This is a genomic window from Bradyrhizobium sp. HKCCYLS2038 (assembly GCF_051167655.1).
GTDB lineage: Bacteria > Pseudomonadota > Alphaproteobacteria > Rhizobiales > Xanthobacteraceae > Bradyrhizobium.
Window position 1 is genome coordinate 391,989 of sequence record NZ_JBNPTM010000005.1, and the last position, 21,131, is coordinate 413,119.

14 protein-coding genes are annotated in these 21,131 nt (G+C 66.2%); 3 read left to right on the plus strand and 11 right to left on the minus strand.

From position 1 onward, the window contains the following. Positions 1 to 122: 122 nt before the first annotated feature. The 4 genes from ACQR1I_RS23680 to ACQR1I_RS23695 all read right to left on the minus strand — a co-directional run bounded on the left by ACQR1I_RS23680 (position 123) and on the right by ACQR1I_RS23695 (position 7,054). Complete coding sequence (locus tag ACQR1I_RS23680; RefSeq protein ID WP_434868204.1) at positions 123 to 2,312, minus strand: peptidase domain-containing ABC transporter; 2,190 nt, start codon at positions 2,310 to 2,312, stop codon at positions 123 to 125. Positions 2,313 to 2,366: 54 nt separating this feature from the next. Further along, positions 2,367 to 2,624: a hypothetical protein gene (locus ACQR1I_RS23685; protein WP_434868203.1), complete on the minus strand. Its 258-nt coding sequence runs from the start codon at positions 2,622 to 2,624 to the stop codon at positions 2,367 to 2,369. A gap of 218 nt (positions 2,625 to 2,842) precedes the next feature. Further along, on the minus strand, positions 2,843 to 4,243 hold the full coding sequence (locus ACQR1I_RS23690) for a hypothetical protein (protein ID WP_434868202.1): 1,401 nt from the start codon (positions 4,241 to 4,243) through the stop codon (positions 2,843 to 2,845). Between the two features lie 441 nt (positions 4,244 to 4,684). Then, positions 4,685 to 7,054 (minus strand): transketolase, encoded by a 2,370-nt coding sequence (locus ACQR1I_RS23695; RefSeq protein WP_434868201.1) that lies wholly within the window; start codon positions 7,052 to 7,054, stop codon positions 4,685 to 4,687. A gap of 138 nt (positions 7,055 to 7,192) precedes the next feature. On the opposite strand from ACQR1I_RS23695, the gene ACQR1I_RS23700 reads away from it, so the two are divergent. The 3 genes from ACQR1I_RS23700 to ACQR1I_RS23710 all read left to right on the plus strand — a co-directional run bounded on the left by ACQR1I_RS23700 (position 7,193) and on the right by ACQR1I_RS23710 (position 11,482). Continuing rightward, positions 7,193 to 7,654: an Lrp/AsnC family transcriptional regulator gene (locus tag ACQR1I_RS23700; protein ID WP_434868200.1), complete on the plus strand. Its 462-nt coding sequence runs from the start codon at positions 7,193 to 7,195 to the stop codon at positions 7,652 to 7,654. Positions 7,655 to 9,071: 1,417 nt separating this feature from the next. Then, positions 9,072 to 10,172, plus strand: coding sequence for a ferredoxin (locus ACQR1I_RS23705; RefSeq protein ID WP_434868199.1), 1,101 nt, complete (start codon positions 9,072 to 9,074; stop codon positions 10,170 to 10,172). 53 nt (positions 10,173 to 10,225) lie between these two features. Continuing rightward, positions 10,226 to 11,482: a 2Fe-2S iron-sulfur cluster-binding protein gene (locus ACQR1I_RS23710; protein ID WP_434868198.1), complete on the plus strand. Its 1,257-nt coding sequence runs from the start codon at positions 10,226 to 10,228 to the stop codon at positions 11,480 to 11,482. A gap of 415 nt (positions 11,483 to 11,897) precedes the next feature. Here ACQR1I_RS23710 and ACQR1I_RS23715 read toward each other — a convergent pair whose 3' ends face one another. The 7 genes from ACQR1I_RS23715 to ntrB all read right to left on the minus strand — a co-directional run bounded on the left by ACQR1I_RS23715 (position 11,898) and on the right by ntrB (position 21,068). Next, positions 11,898 to 13,070 (minus strand): fumarylacetoacetate hydrolase family protein, encoded by a 1,173-nt coding sequence (locus tag ACQR1I_RS23715; protein WP_434868197.1) that lies wholly within the window; start codon positions 13,068 to 13,070, stop codon positions 11,898 to 11,900. A gap of 105 nt (positions 13,071 to 13,175) precedes the next feature. After that, a complete protein-coding gene (locus ACQR1I_RS23720; RefSeq protein ID WP_434868450.1) occupies positions 13,176 to 14,126 on the minus strand; it encodes a DMT family transporter in 951 nt (316 codons plus the stop codon). Between the two features lie 215 nt (positions 14,127 to 14,341). Further along, positions 14,342 to 15,181 (minus strand): aldo/keto reductase, encoded by an 840-nt coding sequence (locus ACQR1I_RS23725; protein ID WP_434868196.1) that lies wholly within the window; start codon positions 15,179 to 15,181, stop codon positions 14,342 to 14,344. A 189-nt stretch (positions 15,182 to 15,370) separates the two neighbouring features. Beyond that, positions 15,371 to 18,064, minus strand: a complete 2,694-nt coding sequence (locus tag ACQR1I_RS23730) for a nitrate reductase (RefSeq protein ID WP_434868195.1) — start codon at positions 18,062 to 18,064, stop codon at positions 15,371 to 15,373. Between the two features lie 19 nt (positions 18,065 to 18,083). Continuing rightward, complete coding sequence (locus ACQR1I_RS23735) at positions 18,084 to 19,298, minus strand: NAD(P)/FAD-dependent oxidoreductase (RefSeq protein WP_434868194.1); 1,215 nt, start codon at positions 19,296 to 19,298, stop codon at positions 18,084 to 18,086. A 55-nt stretch (positions 19,299 to 19,353) separates the two neighbouring features. Further along, positions 19,354 to 20,148: an ABC transporter ATP-binding protein gene (locus ACQR1I_RS23740; protein ID WP_434868449.1), complete on the minus strand. Its 795-nt coding sequence runs from the start codon at positions 20,146 to 20,148 to the stop codon at positions 19,354 to 19,356. An 11-nt stretch (positions 20,149 to 20,159) separates the two neighbouring features. Next, a complete protein-coding gene (gene ntrB / locus ACQR1I_RS23745) occupies positions 20,160 to 21,068 on the minus strand; it encodes a nitrate ABC transporter permease (RefSeq protein ID WP_434868193.1) in 909 nt (302 codons plus the stop codon). Positions 21,069 to 21,131: the final 63 nt, after the last annotated feature.

Sequence of the window (21,131 nt, forward strand, 5' to 3'; positions counted from 1 at the left end):
TGAACCCGCCACATGCGGGGACCGGGGTTGCGTCCCGCGGATATAGGAGCAAGGCCGCGCTGCGCGCAAGTCAGCCCGCGCTCATCAGCCCCGATCGTCTTGCGGTGCACAATGCGAGGCGGTCAGGCGCCAATCTCGAGTTGGTTGCGGACGAGATTGAAATACAGCCCGCGGCCTGCAGCCAACTGCCGGTGCGTCCCCGTCTCCACGATGCGTCCGCGATCGAGCACAATGATCTGATCCGCATTGCGCACCGTGCTCAGACGGTGGGCGATCACCACCTTGGTCAATCCCTCCGTCAGCCGGGCAAAATTGGCCGACACCGTAGCCTCCGCGCTGGCGTCCAGCGCCGACGTCGCCTCGTCGAGCAACAGTAGCTGCGGTTGGCGATAGATCGCCCGCGCGATGAGCAGCCGCTGCATCTGGCCGCCCGACAGGCCGAGGCCGTTCTCACCGATCCTGGTATTGTAGCCCGTCGGCAGCCGCTCGATGAAACCACGCGCATTCGCCACATCGGCTGCCCATAGCAGCCGGCGCCGGTCGATGCGTTCGTCCGTCAGGGCGATGTTGCGCGCAATCGTATCGGCGAACACATGGCCATCCTGCATCACGGCGCCGCAGACGTCGCGCCAATCGCGGGCGCGGAGCTGGCTCAGCGGCGTATCGCCAACCCGGATCTCGCCGCTCTCCGGTTCGTAGAATTTGAGCAGCAGCTTGAGCAGCGTCGTCTTGCCGCTGCCGCTGGCGCCGACGATCGCCGTCATTCCGCCCTCCGGAATGACCAGCGAGATCCGATCCAGCACCGGCGGCAAATTGGGATTGCCATACCGGAACGAGACATCCTCAAACACGATATCCCCACTCGGCACCGGCGCATAGACCCGGTCGGCGCGATCCTCCGGCTCCGCTGCATGCACCTCCGTGATCCGCCTCAGGCTCAGCACGGCATCCTGAGCGCGCTGGACCAGGAACACCAGATGGTCCAGCGAGGCGGTCATCTGCCCGAGCATGGCGGTCAGCGCCATCATGGCACCGAGCGTCAGGTCGCCGCGGATGACGGCGTAGGCGGCGAATGCATTGGCGCCGATCGAGGTGCTCGACGAGATCAGCGCCGATCCGGCTTGCTGGAACTGCTGCAGCTTCATCGCCGCGAGCTGGACTTTGAATAGCCGAACCTGGACATGTTCCCAGGCCCAGCGCTTCTGCGTCGCCGCCCCGGTCGCCTTGACCTCCGCCACCGCCTGCACCAGCTCCATTTCGGTGGCCAGGGCTTGTGCGGCCTCGCCGAAGCGCTGGTGATCGATACGCCTGCGGGTCGCGAGAAAGCGTGTGACATAGGCAACGTTGAGGATCGCGCCGGCGAGGAAGATCAGCAGGATCACCCAGCCGTAGGTCGCGATGACGATGGCATAGACCAAGAGCGTCAGCAGCGAGAACGCTGCCTCCAGCACGCCCGAGGTGAGGAAGCCCTCGATGCGGTGGTTGTCGTTGAGCCGCTGGATCACATCGCCGGTGGTGCGCGCATCGAAGAAGCTCATCGGCAAATTGAGGATCGTCTGCAGGAAGTCGGCGATCATCGCGATGCTGATCCGCGATGACAGGTACAGCATCAGCCAGCCGCGGATCAGCGTGATCGTGGTCTGCCCGAGCATCAGACAGACCTGGGCAGCGATCAGCACGGTGACCAGCGAGACGTCGCCGCGCTCGATGCCCTGATCGACCAGCGACTGGGTGAGGAACGGCGCGATGAAGGCGAGCGCGCAGCCGACGCCGGTCGCAATCATGAGCTGGACCACGAGCTCGCGATGCGCCAGTGCATAGTTCAGCAGATGCCGCCAAGGTGTGGACGGCTGCGCGCTGGACGAATGCCAGTCGCGCAAGGCCGGCGTCGGCTCGAAGAATACGGCGACGCCAACCGGCCGATCATTCTCGATATGAGTGGCCCACGCCTGATGGAAGTCTTCGAAGGAATGATCGATCAGACCTGACGCCGCAGGATCCGAGACATGAACGCGGCCGGCGCTGATGCGGTGGACGACGACGAAATGATTCTGCTTCCAATGGACGAGAAAGGGAAAGCGGTCCTGCTCGATCAGCGCCACCAGATCGCAGCTCACCGGCAGCGTGCGAAAGCCGATCTCCTCCGCCGCCTTGCAGATCGACAGCAGGTCGGCACCGTGCCGGCTCTTGTGGACAATCTCCTCCACCTCAGCCTGTGGAATGAGCTTACCGTAGTGACGCGCGACGATGCGCAGGCAGGTCGGCACGCAGCTCGTCGCATCCGGTTGCTGATAATGAGGAAACGCGGCCATGCTACGCAAGCCGGACGCCGGGCCGCCGAACGCCGACGGCCCGACGAACGCGGATCAGATGATCTGGGCGACGCCGACGGCGACGTTCTCGACGCCGGTCGTAATCTGATTGAAGGTGTTGATGCCGGAGATGACCTTCGGATTGTTGTGCGAGGCCTTCACGACAAGCCCTTCCACCGCCTTGAGAACGGCATTGAAGCCGGAGAAGATGGCGCTGAGGCCGGTCGCCAGCGCGAAGTTGCCGCCGGTGATCTGCCGCAGCTCGTCGTCCGAAAGCCTGCGCGCCTGTCCCTGCGCGAGATCAGTCTGCATGGATGTGATGCCTTTCCTGCTGTGCGACACTGCCGCCGCGGTTTGCTTCGTCCACCGGTCCCCTGTCCCCAAATACCGGCCAATGAATGATGGCATGCATAGTCGCCACGACAACGCGAAATCACTGCAGCCACGGCATTTTCGTGTCCGGCTGTTGTCGTACGATCACGTTGCAGATCACGACGTCCGGTGCGTGAACTAATCGCCCGGCCTTCGTACTACTCGGTCCACGACGCGAGATGCGCGAACACTTGCTGGATCAGCCGTAGATTGTTCACCTCGATCCGTGCATCGCCGTCCATGTTCTGCGCGAACTGCACGGTCTTGCCGCTCGACAGCGTCAGTCCATTCGGAAGATCGAGCAGAACCCTGTATTTGCCGTCGATCGCGACCGCGCTGATCGCGGCCACCCTGGCCTCGAGCTGGCCGAATTCGAGCCGCGGATAGGCATCGAGCCGGATCACGACCTTCTGCCCGAGCCTGACCTTGCCGAATCCCGCTTCCGGAATGAACGCAAACGCCGACGGCGTCGAATGAACCGGCTCGACGATCGCGAACGTGTCACCCGAACGAATGTTCTGTGCTTCGGACCAGAGACCGAACAACCGTACGCGGCCTGCCTGCGGTGCGCGAATGACGTTGATACGATCCCACTCCTGCATCACGCCGCGCAGATCGCGCAGCGCGCTCGACAGCCGCCCGACCATCTCGGTGTCGCGGTCGCGATGAGCTGACAGCAGCGCGCTGATCTCGCGCTCGGTCGAGGCGATGGTCGCGAGGTGACGGGCGGTGGCGATGCGCGCCTCGGCGACGCGGTCGCGCTGCGACTGCTTGCCCTGTTCGAATCTGTCGAGATAGGCCGGGGCGGCCAGGCCCTTGGCGATCAGGGTCTCGCGGCCCGCCTGCATGCGCTGGTCGGCCTTCAGCGAGGCCTCTGCGGCATTTTCCTTGTCGGCAAACTGTCCGACCAGCTGCCGGTAGGTCGCCACGACCTGCCGCAGCTGCGCCACCTGGTCGGACGTCTCGGTCGAGGCGCGGAAGGTCTTGAGATTGCCGAGCGCCTGCACCACCGCAAGCAGCGGAGCTGCCGCGCTGCCGAGCCGCGCCGGGGTCACCGCGGGCAGCGTCGGAAGCGCAGCGCTCTGCGACAGATCCGCCGGAAGGCTGGCGAGCCATTGCGCGAGCTGCAGCAGCTGACGCACGTCGCTGCCGTCGTCGAGCACGGTCAGGATCTGGTCGCGCTCGACCTCGTCGCCGTCTTTCACCTTGAGCAGGGCCAGCTTGCCGCTGCCGCGGCTGAGCAGCGTCACCGGCATTTCGGCGGACACGACATGCGCACGGCCGCCGACGACGGAAGGATAAGGCACGAGACTCGCGACGATGAGCACAGTCGCAAGCGCGATCGCGGTGACGACGGCGCCCGCACGAACCAGCAGCGGTGGCGGGGCGCTGATGATCTCGCGATAGACTTCGCTGCGAAGCTGCGGCAGAGGCCTGCTTTCGACTCCCGCCTCTGCCGTCGCGCTCCGACTGACCGCGGGGCGCAGACGCCGCGCCGCATTCACGACCTGCGTCTCGACACTCTGTCCCACGGCGTTCAGGTTCAGCATCTCACGCAACAGTTCGTCGATCGCCAGCTCACCGCGCGAAACTAGGGGTGCCGGAACTACGCGTCTACCCGTCGCCGCGCGAATGCCCTCGCGACGTCGCTTTCGAGCCACACCGAAGCATCTGCCGCAGTCGGGGCCGTCGTCATCTCGTCGAGAATCCGGCAGTCACCGAAAAAATCGCTGAAAAAACAGGCATCTCAAGGCCGCAAGAAAATCCTGCGCAAATGTGAACTGCTTCACAATGAGCCGTCAGAAGCCCGGCTATTCTCATCAGCGGATCGGGTGATGTTCGGACAACGCCCGAACCGATTTCATAACGGACAGTTGGTCGACCCCTATTTCAGCTGTTGATTTCAGCACGAACCTTTTGCCTCCGCTTGCTCAGCCCGCCTCTCTCGCCGCCAGCGAGGGAGGCGTGCGCTGTTTGGACATCTGATCGACTGCCTCCCCTCACACCGCCATCTTGCGATGCCGCACCGGCGCGCCGGTGAGGCTCTCGGCCGCGTCGATGATCGCGTTCGCGTCCATGCCGTTGTGGCGGTAGAGATCGTCGATGGTCCCGGTCTGGCCGAATTTCTCGACGCCCAGCGCCTCGACGCGATGGCCGCGCACCGAGCCGAGCCAGCCGAGCGTCGCCGGGTGGCCGTCGATGACGGTAACGATGCCGCAATCGCGCGGCAGCGGCGCCAGCAGTTGCTCGACATGGCTGAGATGCTGCACGCCTCGGCGATGCCGCCGCAGGCTGCGTGCCGCCGTCCACCCCGCATGCAGCCGGTCCGCCGAGGTGATCGCGAGCAGGCCGACATCGCGGCGGGACTCGCCGATCAGCCCGGTCGCCTCGATCGCCTCCGGCGCCACCGCGCCGGTATAGGCGACGATCACCTCCGCATTCGGCCCCGGCTTGCGCAGCCAATAGGCACCGGCGGCGATGTCGGCCTCCAGCTCGGGCGACATGATCCGCTGCGGCTGATCGATGCTGCGCGTCGTCAGTCGGAGATAGACCGAACCACCCTCACCCGGCGCGGCTTGCATCTGGGCAAAGCCCCATTTCATGATCGCGGCGAGCTCGTCGACGAAGGCCGGCTCGAACGACGACAGCCCGTCCTGCGCCATGCCGATCAGCGGCGTCGCGATCGACTGGTGCGCGCCGCCCTCCGGCGCGAGCGTGACGCCCGACGGCGTCGCGACGACCATGAAACGCGCATCCTGGTAGCAGGCGTAGTTCAGCGCATCGAGGCCACGCTCGATGAAGGGGTCATACAACGTGACGACCGGCAGCAGCCGCGCGCCGTTGATGGAATGCGACAGGCCGAGCGCCGACGCCATGATGAACAGGTTCATCTCGGCAATTCCGAGCTCGAGGTGCTGGCCCTTCGGCGAGGCCGCCCAGTTGAAGGTCGATGGGATCTTCTCGCTGCGGAACAGGTCGGCCTTCTCGGCGCGGGCGAACAGGCCGCGGCGATTGACCCAGGCGCCGAGATTGGTCGAGACGGTGACGTCGGGCGACGACGTGACGATGCGCGAGGCCAGCGCGCTGTCGCCGCGGGCGAGGTCGTTGAGGATCAGGCCAAAACCCTGCTGCGTCGACATCTGCGCCGCCGCGGTGAAGGTCAGCCGCTGGGGCACGTCGAGCACGGCATCATCGAGCCGGCGGCCGTCGCGGTTGAACGGCACCGACGCCAGGAACGCGTCAAGCGTCGTCGCATCCTGTGTCAGGCCTTCGAACTTGTCCCACTCGTGGCCCGGGCGGATGTTTTGCTGTGCGCGCCACTTCTCCATCTGCGCGACCGTCATCAGGCCGGCGTGATTGTCCTTGTGGCCCTGGAACGGCAGTCCGACGCCCTTGATGGTATAGGCGATGAAGCAGACCGGACGATCGTGGTCGATGGACTCGAACGCCTCCAGCATGCTCGCCATGTCGTGACCGCCGAGGTTGCTCATCAGCGCCAGCAGTTCGTCGTCGCTGCGCTTGTCGAGGAGCCGCGTCACGTCGCCCTGGTCGCCGATCTCGTCCTGGATGTGCTTGCGGAACGCGGCGCCGCCCTGGAAGCACAAGGCCGCATAGAGCGCGTTAGGACAGTTGTCGATCCATCGGCGCAGCGCTTCGCCGCCTGGCTCGGCGAACGCCTCGCGCATCAGCCGGCCGTATTTCACGATCACCACGTCCCAGCCGAAATTGCGGAACATGGTCTCGAACTTCTCCCACAGGCCTTCGCGCACCACGGCGTCCAGGCTCTGGCGGTTGTAGTCGACGATCCACCAGGTGTTGCGCAGGCCGTGCTTCCAGCCCTCCGCCAGCGCCTCGAAGATGTTGCCTTCGTCCATCTCGGCATCGCCGACGAGCGCGATCATGCGGCCCTCGCGGCGGTCCTTCATCCAGCCATGCGCCTTGACGTAGTCCTGCACCAGCGAGGAGAACAGCGTCTGCGCGACGCCGAGGCCGACCGAGCCGGTCGAGAAGTCGACGTCGTCGACATCCTTGGTGCGCGACGGATAGGACTGCGCGCCCTTGAAACCGCGGAAGTTCTCCAGCTTCTCTTTCGTCTGCCGGCCGAACAGGTACTGGATGGCGTGGAACACCGGGCTCGCATGCGGCTTCACCGCGACGCGGTCCTCCGGACGCAGCACCGAGAAGTACAGCGCCGACATGATGGTCGCGAGCGAGGCCGACGACGCCTGGTGGCCGCCGACCTTCAATCCATCGGTGTTCGGCCGGATGTGGTTGGCGTGGTGGATGGTCCAGGACGACAGCCACAGCGCCTTGCGGGTCAGCGCGTTCAGGATGTCGAGACGGTCTGACGATGCGGATGGCTTGGCCATGGCGCTGCTCCCGGACGGTTTGTTGAATGAGCCATTTTAATCCTCCTCCGGCGGCCGAAATTCTCAAAATATCGCGCACCGGAGGCTATTATTGGGATATTTTCCCATCGAAGCCGCAATTTTCGGTGACTCATCCCAATGCCCGACCTCGACGCCATCGACCGCAAGATCCTCGGCCATCTCCAGGCCGACGGCCGCATCACCATGCAGGAGCTCGCCGACAAGGTCGGCCTGTCGGTGTCGCCCTGCCACCGCCGCGTCAAGCTCTTGGAAGAGCGCGGCGTCATCACCCGCTACATCGCCACCGTCGACCAGAAGGCGCTCGGGCTGCACGTCTCCGTCTTCATCTCCATCAAGCTGGCGCGGCAGAAGGAGGAGGATCTCAAGCGCTTTGAAAAGGCGATCTCCGCCTGGCCCGAAGTACTCGAGTGCTATCTGATGACCGGCAATCGCGACTACATGCTGCGCGTGGTGGCGGCAGATCTCTCCTCCTACGAGGCGTTCCTGAAGACCAAATTGACAAGGCTCGACGGCATCGCCTCGATCGAGTCGAGCTTTGCGCTGAGCCAGGTGAAGTATTCGATCGCATTGCCGGTGTGAGCCGAGGTGCCGCCACGCCCACCACCGTCGTCCCGTCGAACGCCGGGACCCATACGTCGCGGCGGTTGTGAAGCGCGAAAAAGCCAATGACCAGCCGGCCTCAAACTCCTCCCTGGGGGTATGGGTCCCGGCGTTCGCCGGGACGACAGCGGAGGGCTGGGTGAGACTTTTCGTCATCGCTCGCACTGATGAAAGCGAACTCATTGTCAGCCCCTACGCCACATACGTTAGCTTTCCCGCGGCGCCTTGCGCCCGAGTTGTGCTGATCTCATCGCCCTCCGTAAGATGAAGGGCGCAGGGAAGGCCGGGCGCTGGCCGCGCCCGTGGCCCGCCTGCGAAAAAAATGCAGGCGGCAGGTACCACAGGTCTGGCCGAGAACGCCCGGCCCTCCCTGCGCGACGGTTTTGACGGCTGCTTCGCATTCTCCCCGGTGCACCGGCTTTTGGCCACCGTGCGCGCCATGCGCTATCAGCACATGACGCGGGACACCAGCTTCGGGGTGCCAGGACCGCGCGACTTGACCGTGCGTGCATCGTTGTTCGTCGGCGCGACTGATCACGCTGCAACGATACACGCCCATCGCATTCCGCTGCCGACGTCCATGACGACCGCGATACGCCCCCTCCGACGCAACGGAACGAGCGGGACAATAATGCTGATTTTACGAAGTCGCCAAGCAGTTTATTTTTCGCGGCGGGGCTGGACAGGATTTGCACGCACGAGCTGATTTGCCCGACGTGCAGTCGCATAGCGAAATGCACAACAGCACAGACGATCAGCACGGAACTGCCACTCTCAACGATGCTGCCAATGAGTGACTCCGTCATGCCCGGGCTTGTCCCGGGCATCCACGTCGTCCTCAGTGTGCCGAACGACGTGGATGGCCGGGACAAGCCCGGCCATGACGACCCGAAGATAGACAGGCGCAAAACTCCGATCTTCAAAGCAGCAACTCTGCATGGAGGAGGCGCGAAAGCGCCGTCTCGAACCATGGGGCCTCCAAGAGAATCTCCATGCGCGGCGCCTTATTCACGCCTGCGGTCTGTCATGATCAAGGCCGTCATTGATCCAGATCAAACGAGTGCAAAAATCCACCGTCGACCCCAATCAAATCGTTGATGTTCCTCGATTTGATCCAGATCAAACGGCCGCAGGCCGACCGCAGCATGGCCCAGGGACGTCCATATTGGCCGTCAAAAAGCGCCACATCTCGCCGTCAGATTCTGCGGCACAGCATGCGCTGCGGCACGGAGTCGCAGGGATTGCGGGACTAACAACTCCGCCCCTGTAGCCGTGACGTCGGCGCGATCGTGAAGACCAACTCGCGACCTGGAAAGCAATGCAGAACAACAGCGCTCAACGTTCGCCCCGACACGACTACGCTCCGCAATATAGAGACGCCCGGCCGCTTGCTCACGTGGCGGTGAAGGTGGCGCCTGCCAGGTATCAGCCGGCCGCACAGCCGGGCAGCCGCAGCACCGGACGGGGCGAGCGGCGATTCTGGCTGACGATGCAGACGGTGATGCTGGTCGTCGGCGTTCTCCTGGTGAACCTGCTGCTGTTCTTTCCTCCGCTCGGCATCGCGCTGATGTGGAATCTCCTGATTCCGGTCGCGCCGGCGCTGGTGACGATCTCGCCCGGCCTGTGGCGCAACATCTGCCCGATGGCGACCTTCCATCTGCTTCCGAACAAGATGGGCATCTCGCAGAACATCCGCATGCCGGAATGGGGAGCGGCGACGCTCGCGGTGATCAGCGTGACCATGCTGTTCATCGTCGTGCCGATGCGGCGCATCGGGCTGAATGTCGACGGACCGCTGACGGCGCTGATGCTGCTGTCGGCCGCGTTCATGGCGTTCGCGATGGGCTCGGTGTTCGAGATGCGCTCGGGCTGGTGCACCTCGCTGTGCCCGATCCACCCGGTCGAGCGGCTCTACGGCACCAACCCGGCCCTGACGTTCAAGAACGCCCGCTGCAACATCTGCGAGGCCTGCAGCAATCCGTGCCCGGACTCGACGCCGGAGCTGACGCCGACCGCGGGCGTGCCCACCAAGGTGCAGCAGTTCCTCGGCAACTTCCTGACCGGCAGTTTTCCGGGCTTCGTCTGGGGCTGGTTCCAGGTGCCGGACTATCCGCCGGAGCAGGTCGGGCAGGCCGAGATCATCACCGCCTATGCCTGGCCGTTCGTGGCCGCCATCGTCAGCTACGTCATCTTCAAGATCGGCGAGCACGTGCTGCGCTACAAGCCGGCCACACGGACCAAGATGCATCGCATCTTCGCCGCGGCCGCGATCAGCACCTACTACTGGTACCGCCTGCCCGGCCCGGCGTCGCTGCTGCCGGACTGGTTTCCGCTGGTCTCGCATCTCGTCACGACGCCGTTCTTCTTCTGGTTCCTGGTGCTGCGCTCGCCGAAGGTGAGCTGGCTGAAGCGGCCGGTGATGGCGTCGAACTACTGGTCGAGCCGGTTCGAGAGCACGGCAAACAAGAATCTGATCCGCGTCTCACCCGGCACGTGATCCGCGGCACGACCTTCCCCACCGTCACAGCGTCTTCGATCGAGGAGTAAACCATGTCGAACTTCAGGACCGTCACCGTCAAAGGCCGCCAGTTCCGCGTCCGCGCGGGTGACGTGCTGCTCGATGGCGCGCTCGCCAACGGTGTCGAGATTCCGTTCGACTGCCGCGCCGGCACCTGCGGCACCTGCATGGTTCACGTCTCCAAGGGGCAAACCGTGTGTGGCGAGACGCATACGCAGGGCATGATCTATGCGTGCCAGGCTCGTGTCGTGTCGGACCTCGACGTCGATGTGGAGGATGTGCCCGAGATCGATATCAGCAAGGCGCGGCTGGTCGGCCTGCGCGAGGTCGCGCCCGATATCATGGAGCTGATGATCGCACCGGAGAAGAGCATCAGCTATCTGCCCGGGCAGTACTTCAAGTTCACCTTCGCCGGCTATCCGGCGCGGGCCTACAGCCCGACCGCCTCGTTCGACGGCCGCATCGGCGGCCGCGTCATCCATCTCAACATCAAGAAGGTGCGCGGCGGCCGCGTGACGCAGGCGCTCGGCAACGGCATCCGCCCCGGCCACCGGCTGCGCATCCAGGGGCCGTATGGCCATGCCTTCCTGCGTCCGGGCGGCGCCGGACGCCTGGTCCTCGCCGGCAGCGGCACCGGCTTCGCGCCGATCTGGGCGATCGCGGCCATGGCGCTGCGCGAGAACCGCAGCCGGCCGATGGTGATCATCGCCGGCGCCAAGAAGCTGCCGCAGCTCTACATGACGCCGATCCTGGCGCAGCTCGCGCGGCTGCCGAACGTCACGATCGTTCCGACCGTGGAGGAAGGCCCGATCAATCACCCGTCGATCCGCACCGGCCGCATCGAGCCGCACATGCCGACGCTGACGTCCTCTGATGTCATCTATGCCTGCGGCTCGCCGCGCATGGTCAGCGCGCTCGCCGGCATGGTCGAGAAGGCCGGCGCGACGTTCTACGCCGATCCGTTCGATTCGGCGCCGCCGGAGGCACCGTCCGGCCTGATCGGCCGCATCAAGACGCTGGTGGCGCGCCGGCCAGCCGAGCCGGAGCCGAGGCCCGAGAGCGGCAAGAGCCGCGACAGCTCGCTCGATCCGTTCGAGCGCGCGCTGTCGCTGGTGCCGAAGGATCCGATCGAAGACGATCTCGCCCCGCGCCGCCCCGAGCCCCGCCGCAGCGCGGCCGCCGAACGCGACCACGCCCTGTCGCTGGTCCGCGAACGCGCGCTCGGCGATCCCCAACTGCAGGACCGCCCCCGCCGCACCGCCAATCAGATGGCGTCGGGGCATGTGTGAGAGGCCCCATACGGCGCGTCATCAACGGTCGTCACTCCGGGGCGCTCGCGATAGCGAGCGAGCCCGGAGTCCATAACCACGAGCCGCCGTGTCGAAGCGCGATGGCAACTCAGGCCATCGGACTCACTACGGCTGCGGCGTATGGATTCCGGGCTCGCGCTCCGCGCGCCCCGGAATGACAGCGCGAGGGTGGAGGCCGTTCGCCTTCAAGGAAAAAACGGCCGCAACGCCCCCCTTCGTCACTCCGGGGCGCGCGCGTCAGCGCGTGAGTCCGAAGTCCATAACCACGACTCTCCATGTTGAAGCGCGATGGCAACTCAGGCCACCGGACCCACGACGGCTGCGGCGTATGGATTCCGGGCTCGCGCTCCGCGCGCCCCGGAATGACCACCGAAGGTGGAGAGGCAGCTCCTCGTCAAATCAGCTTCCGCCTCGCCAAACTCCGCATCAGCGCACCGACACCAAAAGTCCACGGCTCGCATTCGTCGCTGTTGCGCATGCGGTTGACGAGGCGGCCGAGTTGCGGGGCGGAGATGGTGACGATGTCGTCGCGCTTGTGCGTGAACCCCTGTCCTGGCGCGTCGCGGTCCTTGACCGGCGCGAACATGGTGCCGAGGAACAGCGCAAAGCCGTCGGGATATTGATGCACGGTGCCGATGGTCTGGGCGACGAGGTCGGTCGGATCGCGGCTGATCTTCGAGATCGACGAATGGCCGTCGAGCACGAAGCCGTCGCTGCCGGTGACGTTCAGCGCGACATCCATCTTCCTGACGTCGTCCAGCGTAAAGCTCTTGTCGAACAGGCGCAGCAAGGGGCCGATGGCGCAGGAGGCGTTGTTGTCCTTGGCCTTGGAAAGCAAGAGCGCCGAGCGGCCCTCGAAGTCGCGCAAATTGACGTCGTTGCCGAGCGTCGCGCCGACGATGGCGCCGCGGCTCGACACGATCAGCACGACCTCCGGCTCCGGATTGTTCCAGGTCGATTTCGGATGCAGCCCGGCATCCATGCCGGTGCCGACCGATGACAAAGTCGGCGCCTTGGTGAAGACCTCGGCGTCGGGACCGATGCCGACCTCGAGATACTGGCTCCAGGCGTTCTGCTCGATCAGCACCTGCTTGAGGTGCATCGCCTGCTCCGAGCCCGGCTTGAGCTTGGAGAAATCGTCGCCGACCAGGCGCACCACTTCTGTCCGGATCGCCTCGGCCGAGGCCGGATTGCCGCGCGCGCGCTCCTCGATGACGCGCTCCAGCATCGAGATCGCGAAGGTGACGCCGGCGGCCTTGAGCACCTGCAGATCGACCGGGGCGAGCAGCCACGGTTTGGCCGGATCGCGGCGGTCCGGCGCGGTGTTGGCGAGGATGGCGGCGAGATTGCCGATGCGCTCGCCCTTCATCGCGCGCAGGGCAGCTGCCGGATCGTCGTGCTCGCACAGCGCGGTGACGGTGGGGAAAGCGGAGGTGACGTCGAACACGCCATCCTCGCGCACGGCGACCACCGCCGGGCCATCGACATCGGGCCGCCAGACACGGCCGACCAGCGTTCCGCTGGTGCCATCGTCAGGCAGGACGGATTCGGGCGTCAGATTGATCATGGCGGCGTGCTCCCCTGGCTTTTCTCGTTGGTCCGGGCACACCTAGCATCGGCCTGCGCCGGCTCCAAGCCGCTCAGTCTCATTCCGTTCGGGGACGGGCCGCGCTCACGGATTCGGCGAGCTCTCGCCGGCGACCTGCAGCAATTGTGAGCGGCGGACGCGTTCGCGGTGGGCGGTGTAGAGGCCGCTGGAGACGATGAAGGCGGCGCCGACGATGGTCCAGACGTCCGGCAGCTCGCCGAACACCAGGAAGCCGAGAATGCTGACCCACAGCAGCTGGGTGTAGGAGAACGGCGCCAGCACTGAGGCGTCGGCGTAGCGGAAAGCCAGCACGACGATCCACTGCCCCATGGTCGAGGCGACTCCGACCAGCACGCCGAAGCCGATGTCCTGCCAGGACGGCGCGACCCAGACGAACGGCACCATCGCCGTGAGCAGGCAGACGCCGGCGATCGACGAATAGGTCATGATGGTGATGGCATGCTCGCGACCACTCATCATGCGCGTCATGATCAGGGTGCAGGCCCAGGCGAACGCCGAGGCGATCGGAAACAGCGCGGCGAGATGGAAGGCGCCGGTGCCGGGGCGGAGAATGACCAGCACGCCGAACAGGCCGACCGCGGTGGCGATCCAGCGGCGCAGGCCGACCTTCTCGCTGAGGAAGACGATCGACAGCGCGGTGACGAACAGCGGCGCGACGAAGCCGGTGGCGGAGGCCTCGGCGATCGGCAGATAGCGTAAACCGGTGATGAACATCAGCGACGAGCCGAGCAGCGCGACGCCGCGCAGCAGCTGCAGCTTCGGCCGCTCGGTCCGCATCGCAAACAGCGGCGAGCCCGGGATCATCGCCGGCACCATGATCAGCGCGAAGATGGAAAAGCGGATCCAGGTGATCTCGATCGAGGGCAGCGTCTTCGACAGATATTTCGCCGTGACGTCCGAGGTGCCGAGGAACACCGTCGAGAGCAGGATCAGCGCGATGCCGTGGAACGGCCGGTCGGCGCGGGCGGGCGCGCGCTTGCGCGCCGCCTGTGGCTTGTCCTGGACGGTTGGCACATCGTCGAGCCGCGCGGCGGCAGCCGCGCTGGGGGGCGGGGTCACGGTCGAACTCGGAATTGGAATGCGAAGCGAATCGGTGAGAGGCGACAAAACGCCAAATGCGCCGCTACGACAACCCGCCTAAAGCGGGCAGCACTTATGCGTTGCCACGCGCCGCGGTAGCAAACATCCGTAATACTCCGTGATGCCGCATCACAACATATGATGCTGCATCACAACATCGGCAGACCGCGCGGCTTCGGCCCGCGCGGGAACGCGCGATCGATCGCGGCGATGTCCGCTTCGGTCAGCGCGATTGCGCAGGCGGCGGCGTTCTGCTCGGCATGCTCCGGCCGCGAGGCCTTGGGGATGGCGAGCAGCGACGGGGCCCGCGTCAGAAAGGCCAGCGCGACCTGGCGCGGCGTCGCTGCGTGCTGCGCGGCAATCCGCTGCAGCACCTCGCCGCCGGGACTGCGCGGCTCAGGGAAATCGTCGTGGCCGAACGGCGAGTACGCCACCACGGCGACGCCATGCTGATCGCACCACGGAATGACGGCGTGCTCGATGGCGCGCTCCTGCAGATGATAGAGCACCTGGTTGCAGGCGATCTGGCCCTCGCCGGCGATGTTGAACAATTCGTCGAGGTCATCGACGTCGAAATTGCTGACGCCCCAGGACGCGATCTTGCCGGCGGCCTTCAGCTGCTCGAAGGCGGCGACGGTGTCTTCGAGCGGATAGGAGCCCGGCCAATGCAGCAGGTAGCAGTCGAGCCGGTCCGTCCTCAGCCGCTTCAGCGAGCGCTCGCAGGCGGTGATGGCGCCCTTGCGGGAGGCATTGCTCGGCAGCACCTTCGAGACCAGGAACACCTCGTCGCGGCGGCCCGCGATAGCCTCGGCAATGACGAGCTCGGCTTCGCCATACATCTCAGCGGTGTCGATGTGACTCATGCCGGCGTCGAGCCCGCGCTGCAACGTGGTGATGGCGCGCCTGCGGTCGGCGTGGTCGAGATACCAGGTGCCCTGCCCGATCACGGACACATCAGCGCCACCGGTTCCGAATGTCTTGTGCTTCATGACGGCGAGCATAGAGGATGCGGCGCGTGGCGTCGATTGGCGTTCCTACAGGAACGTCATTCCGGGGCGACGCGCCAGCGTCGAACCCGGAATCCCGAGATTGGTTTGCGCCGGCTCGTTTCCCCCATCTCGAGATTCCGGGTTCGAGGCCTTGCGGCCTCGCCCCGGAATGACGGTGGGCTTGGCTAGCTAGCTCGCCACCTTCACCGACTCTGAAGCCTGCGCCGGCGCCTGCGCGATCAGCCGCTTCATCTCGGGGATGCACGAGCCGCAATTGGTGCCCGCCTTGAGCTGCGCGCCGATCGCGGCTGGCGTCCGCGCGCCGGCGGCGATGGCGTCGCAGATGGTGTCGCGGCCGACGCCGAAGCAGGCGCAGACGATCGGGCCGCCGCCGGTGCCGTCGGGCGCGCGTCCCGACAGCAGCATGCGGCGCTGCTCGTCGTCGAGACGCTCAGTGGCGAACATCGTCTTCACGACGTTCCAATCGCCGGCGTCATGGCCGGGACCGACGAACACGCAGGTCGCGATACGATCGCCTTCGAACGACGCGGCGCGATAGACGCCGCCGCCGACATCCATGTAGTCGGCGACGTCGTCGGTGGCGCGCGCCTTCAGCCAGGCCGGCCAGCGCATGAGATCGCCATTGTCGGCGAACAGATAGCCGAAGCCGCCGGTCACGGTGGCGCGCGCCCACCACAGATGGGACGGCAGCGCGAGCTCGGTGCGCGACAGGATGAAGCCGCGGAACACATACTCATAGGGACTGATCGCGGCCGGCGTCGCCTTGGCCTCGGGCTGGCCGGAGAACGGATCGACATGCGAGGCGACCAGCGCGCCGACGCGGCCATGCGAGGAATTGGTCGCGTTCCAGTGGATCGGCGCGAACAGCATGCCGCGCTGCTGGCGCTCGCTGACGACGACCTTGAGGATGCACTGGCCGTGCTCGGTGGTGACCTTGGCGAAGCCGTCGGGCGTCAGGCCGTAGCGCAGCGCGTCGTCCGGATGCACCTCGACGAACGGCTCCGGCAGATGCGCGCCGAGACGCGGGCTCAGGCCGGTGCGCGTCATCGTGTGCCACTGGTCGCGGATGCGTCCGGTGTTGAGGCGCAAGGGACGCGCGGCATTGGTCTCGCTGCGCAGCGCCGGCACCTCGGGCGCGACGAAGCGCGCCTTGCGATCGTTGGTGTAGAAGGCACCGTCGGCAAAGAAGCGGGGCGTCGGCGGCTTGCCCGCAGGCGCCGGCCACTGCACCGGGGCCATCGTCTCGTATTCGTCGTCGCTCAGCGTCGCCAGCGAGCCGATGTCGAAATCGCGGCTGCCGTCGTTCTCGAACGCCGACAGCGCAGCATGCTCGCGGAACACGTCCGCAGCGGATGTGTAGTTGAAGGCCGCGCCGTGGCCGAGCCGCTTGCCGACCTCGCTCAGGATCCACCAATCCGGCTTGGCCTCGCCAGCCGGCGCCATGAACGCACGCTGCCGCGAGATGCGGCGCTCGGAGTTGGTGACGGTGCCCGACTTCTCACCCCAGGCCTGCGCCGGCAGCAGCACATGGGCGCCGACATCCACGGTGTCGTTGGAGCGAACGTTCTCGGAGACGACGAACAGCTCGAGCTTCTTCAGCGCGGCGCGGACGAGATCGGCGTCCGGCAGCGACACCGCCGGATTGGTGCCGATCACCCACAGCGCCTTGATCTCGCCGCGCGCGATCGCCTCGAACATCGCGACGGCCTTGAGACCTTCATGGGTGGCGATGTCGGGGGCCTTCCAGAAGCGTCTGATACGATCGATGTCCGGCGGCGTGAAGCCCATATGCGCGGCGAGCTGATTGGCGAGCCCGCCGACCTCGCGGCCGCCCATCGCGTTTGGCTGGCCGGTGAGCGAGAACGGCCCCATGCCCGGCTTGCCGATGCGCGCGGTGGCGAGGTGGCAGTTCAGGATCGCGTTGACCTTGTCGGTGCCCTGCGCCGACTGGTTGACGCCCTGCGAATACAGGGTGACGACCTTCGACGTGTCGCGGAACAGCTTGAAGAAGGCGGCGACGTCCGCCTCCGACAGGCCGGTTGCGAGCGCGGTTGCTGCCGTGCTGCCGGCGAGATTGCGCGCCCGCGCAAGCGTCTCGTCGAAGCCCACCGTGTGAGCGGCAATGTAGTCACGGTCAAGCGCGCCGCTGTCTGCGAGATGCACTAGCAGGCCGGAGAACAGCGCGGCATCCGTTCCCGGCTTCAGCCCGAGGAACAGATCCGCCTCTTCAGCCGTATCGGTGCGGCGTGGATCGACGACGACGAACTTGGCGCCACGGTTCTGCTTGTTGGCCAGCATGCGCTGGTGCAGCACCGGATGGCACCAGGCGGCGTTGCTGCCGACGAACACCAAGAGGTCGGCCTGGTCGAGATCCTCATAGCTGCCGGGCACGGTGTCGGCGCCGAAGGCGCGGCGATGGCCGGCGACCGAGGACGCCATGCACAGCCGCGAATTGGTGTCGACATTGGCCGAGCCGAGAAATCCCTTCATCAGCTTGTTGGCGACGTAATAGTCCTCGGTCAGCATCTGGCCCGAGAGATAGAACGCCACCGCATCCTCGCCGTCACGGGCGACGATGTGCTTCAGCCGCGTCGCAACATGGTCGAGCGCGTCGCTCCACGCCACCCGCTCCATGCTGTGCTTGCAGCGGACCATCGGATACAGCAGGCGATTGTCGAGGCCGAGCGTCTCGCCGAGCGCCGAGCCCTTCGAGCAGAGACGGCCGAGATTGGCGGGATGAGCGGGATCGCCCGATATGGCGGCGCCGCCGCTGCCGTCGGGCGTCGCCAGCACGCCGCAGCCGACACCACAGTAAGGACAGGCGGTGCGCACGGTGCGCAGCTTTGGATCGACTGTGGTCATGGTCGTGCGTGGCCCCTTCTCACGCTGCCCGCGGCCGCGCCCCCGCGCGGCCGAACATCATCTCGGTCCGGATCGATGCGATCGGCTCACGGGCGCGGATCAGGTCGCGATACCAGAGCGCATCCTGCGTGTCGCCGATCAGCACGGCGCCGGTCAGGCGCCCCTCCGCGATCACGAGCTTCTTGTAGATGCCGCGCCTGGCGTCGTTGAGCACGATGGGCTCGCTGCCCTCGCCTCCGACGAAGTCGCCGGCCGAGAACACCGACACGCCCGACACTTTCAGATTGGTCGAGACGATGCTGCCGCCATAGGCCGCCTTGCGCCCGGCGAGATGCCGCGCCAGCACCCGCGCCTGCTCGTAAGCCGGCTCGACGAGGCCATAGCAGGTGCCGCGATGCTCGGCGCATTCGCCGAGCGCAAAGATGCCGGCCGCCGACGTCTGCATCGCATCGTCGACGACGATGCCGCGGTTGACCGCGAGCCCCGCCTCTTTCGCGAGCGCGACATTGGGCTTGATGCCGGCTGCGAAGATCACCGCGTCGGCGGCGATCCGCCGGCCGTCGGCGAGCTCGACACTCTCGACACGGGCCGCGCCATGGATCGCGGCCGTGCTCGCGTGCAGCAGAACCTCGATGCCCTTGCGCTCGACCAGCACCTTCAGCAGCGCCGCCGCTGGTACATCGAGCTGCCGCTCCATCAGGCGGTCCATCAGATGCAGCAGCGTCACCTGGGCGCCGGCGCGCGCCAAGCCATAGGCGGCCTCCAGCCCGAGCAGCCCGCCGCCGACGACGACCACCCGCGCCTTCTTCGCCGCGAGGCTCAGCAGCACGTCGGTGTCGCGGCTGTCGCGGAACGTATGCACGCCCGACAGATCGGCACCGGGCACGGGAAGCCGCAGCGGCAGCGAGCCGGTGGCCAGCACGAGGCGGGAGAACGCAACGTTCTCGTGGTTTGCGATCTGCAGCTCGCGGCGACCGACGTCGATGGCCGTGACGCGCGCGCCGTATTTCAACGTCACGCCGCGCGCGCGCCACCAGTCGGCCGGTTTGAGCTCGATCTCGTGCGACGCCGCTTCGCCGGCCAGCACCGACGACAGCAGCACGCGGTTGTAGGCCAGCCTTGGCTCCTCGCCGATGACGGCGATGGCGTAGCGGCCGAGCGCCGTCTGCGACAGCTCCTCGACCAGCTTCGCGGCGGCCATGCCGTTGCCGACGATGACGAGCGGTTCACTCAAGGTTCTCACCTCCCCAGGGCGAAGAGTGGTGGACCACTCTCCGAAGGCCCTATGGCTACGCCGCCTCGACGAAGCGGTGCCGCTCGTAGAGGAACTCCAGCACGCGCTGGCGGCACTTGACGTAGGTCGGGTTGGTCGCGAGATCGAGCCGCTTGCGCGGCCGCGGCAGCGCGACCTCGAGCACCTCGCCGATATGCGCGCTCGGGCCGTTAGTCATCATCACGATGCGGTCCGACAGCAGCACGGCCTCGTCGACATCATGCGTGATCATCAGGATGGTGTTGCCGAGCTTCTGATGCAGCGCCATCACCGAGTCCTGCAGATGCGCCCGCGTCAGCGCGTCGAGCGCGCCGAACGGCTCGTCGAGCAGCAGCACCTTCGGCTCCATGGCGAGCGCACGCGCGATGCCGACGCGCTGCTTCATGCCGCCGGAGATCTCGTTCGGGCGCTTGTCCTTGGCGTGGGCCATCTGCACGAGGTTCAGATTGTGCATGGTCCAGGCGTCGCGCTCGACGCGGGTCTTGGTCTTGCTGAACACCTTGTCGACGCCGAGCCGCACGTTCTCATAGACCGTGAGCCAGGGCAGCAGGCTGTGGTTCTGGAACACGACCGCGCGGTCCGGACCAGGCGAGTTGACCTCGCGCTCCTCCAGCAGCACGCCGCCCGTGGTCGCCTGGGTGAGGCCCGCGACGATGTTAAGCATCGTCGACTTGCCGCAGCCGGAATGGCCAATGATCGAGACGTACTCGCCCTTCTCGATCGTCAGGTTGATGTCCTTGAGCACCTCGGTGGTCGCGGCGCCGCGGGTGAAGACCTTGTCGACGTGGTCGAGCTTCAGATAGGCCATGATCTCTATCCCTCTCAGTTCGTCGCGGTGCCGCGGGTGACGACCTTGCCGACCACCGCGATCAGGCGGTCGAGCACGAAGCCGATGATGCCGACATAGAACAGCGCCAGGATGATCTCGCTGATGTGCGAGGAATTCCACGCGTCCCAGATGAAGAAGCCAATGCCGACGCCGCCGATCAGCATCTCGGCCGCGACGATGGCGAGCCAGGACAGGCCGATGCCGATGCGCAGGCCGGTGAAGATGTAGGGCGCCGCCGCCGGGATCATGATCTTGGCGAAGAATTCCAGCGGATTGAGCTGCACGACAGCGGCAACGTTGCGATAGTCCTGCGGGATGTTGCGGATGCCGACCGCGGTGTTGATGATGATCGGCCACACCGAGGTGATGAAGATGACGAAGATTGCCGACGGCTGGCCGTCGCGGAACGCCGCCAGCGACAGCGGCAGCCAGGCGAGCGGCGGGATGGTTCGCAGCACCTGGAAGATCGGATCGAGCCCGCGCATCGCCCACACCGACTGGCCGATCAGCGTGCCCAGCGCGACGCCGACGACGGCGGCAATGGCGTAGCCGATCGCGACGCGGCGGATGCTGGCTTCGAGATGCCAGAACAGGCCCTTGTCGATGCCGCCATGATCGAAGAACGGATCGAAGATCAGCTCGCGGGTCTCGGTGAACACGCGCGACGGCGGCGGCAGCGCCGAGCCGGTCCGCCGGCACAGCAGCTCCCACACGAGCATGAACAGCGCCAGCACGATCAGCGGCGGCACGACGCGCACCGCGACCTCGCGGGCCACCTTCACAAAACGCTCCGCCTTCGGCGGCTGCTTCGGCGTCATCGCGACAATGGACGCGGAAACGGACGGGGACGCGATCGGCAGGGCCTTCGGCGCGTGATCATTGGTCAACGCGGGCATGGACATCGGAAGCTTTCTCCGTGCAATGAGAGGAGCCGCGCGCTGATCGGCGCGCGGCGACAGTCCTGA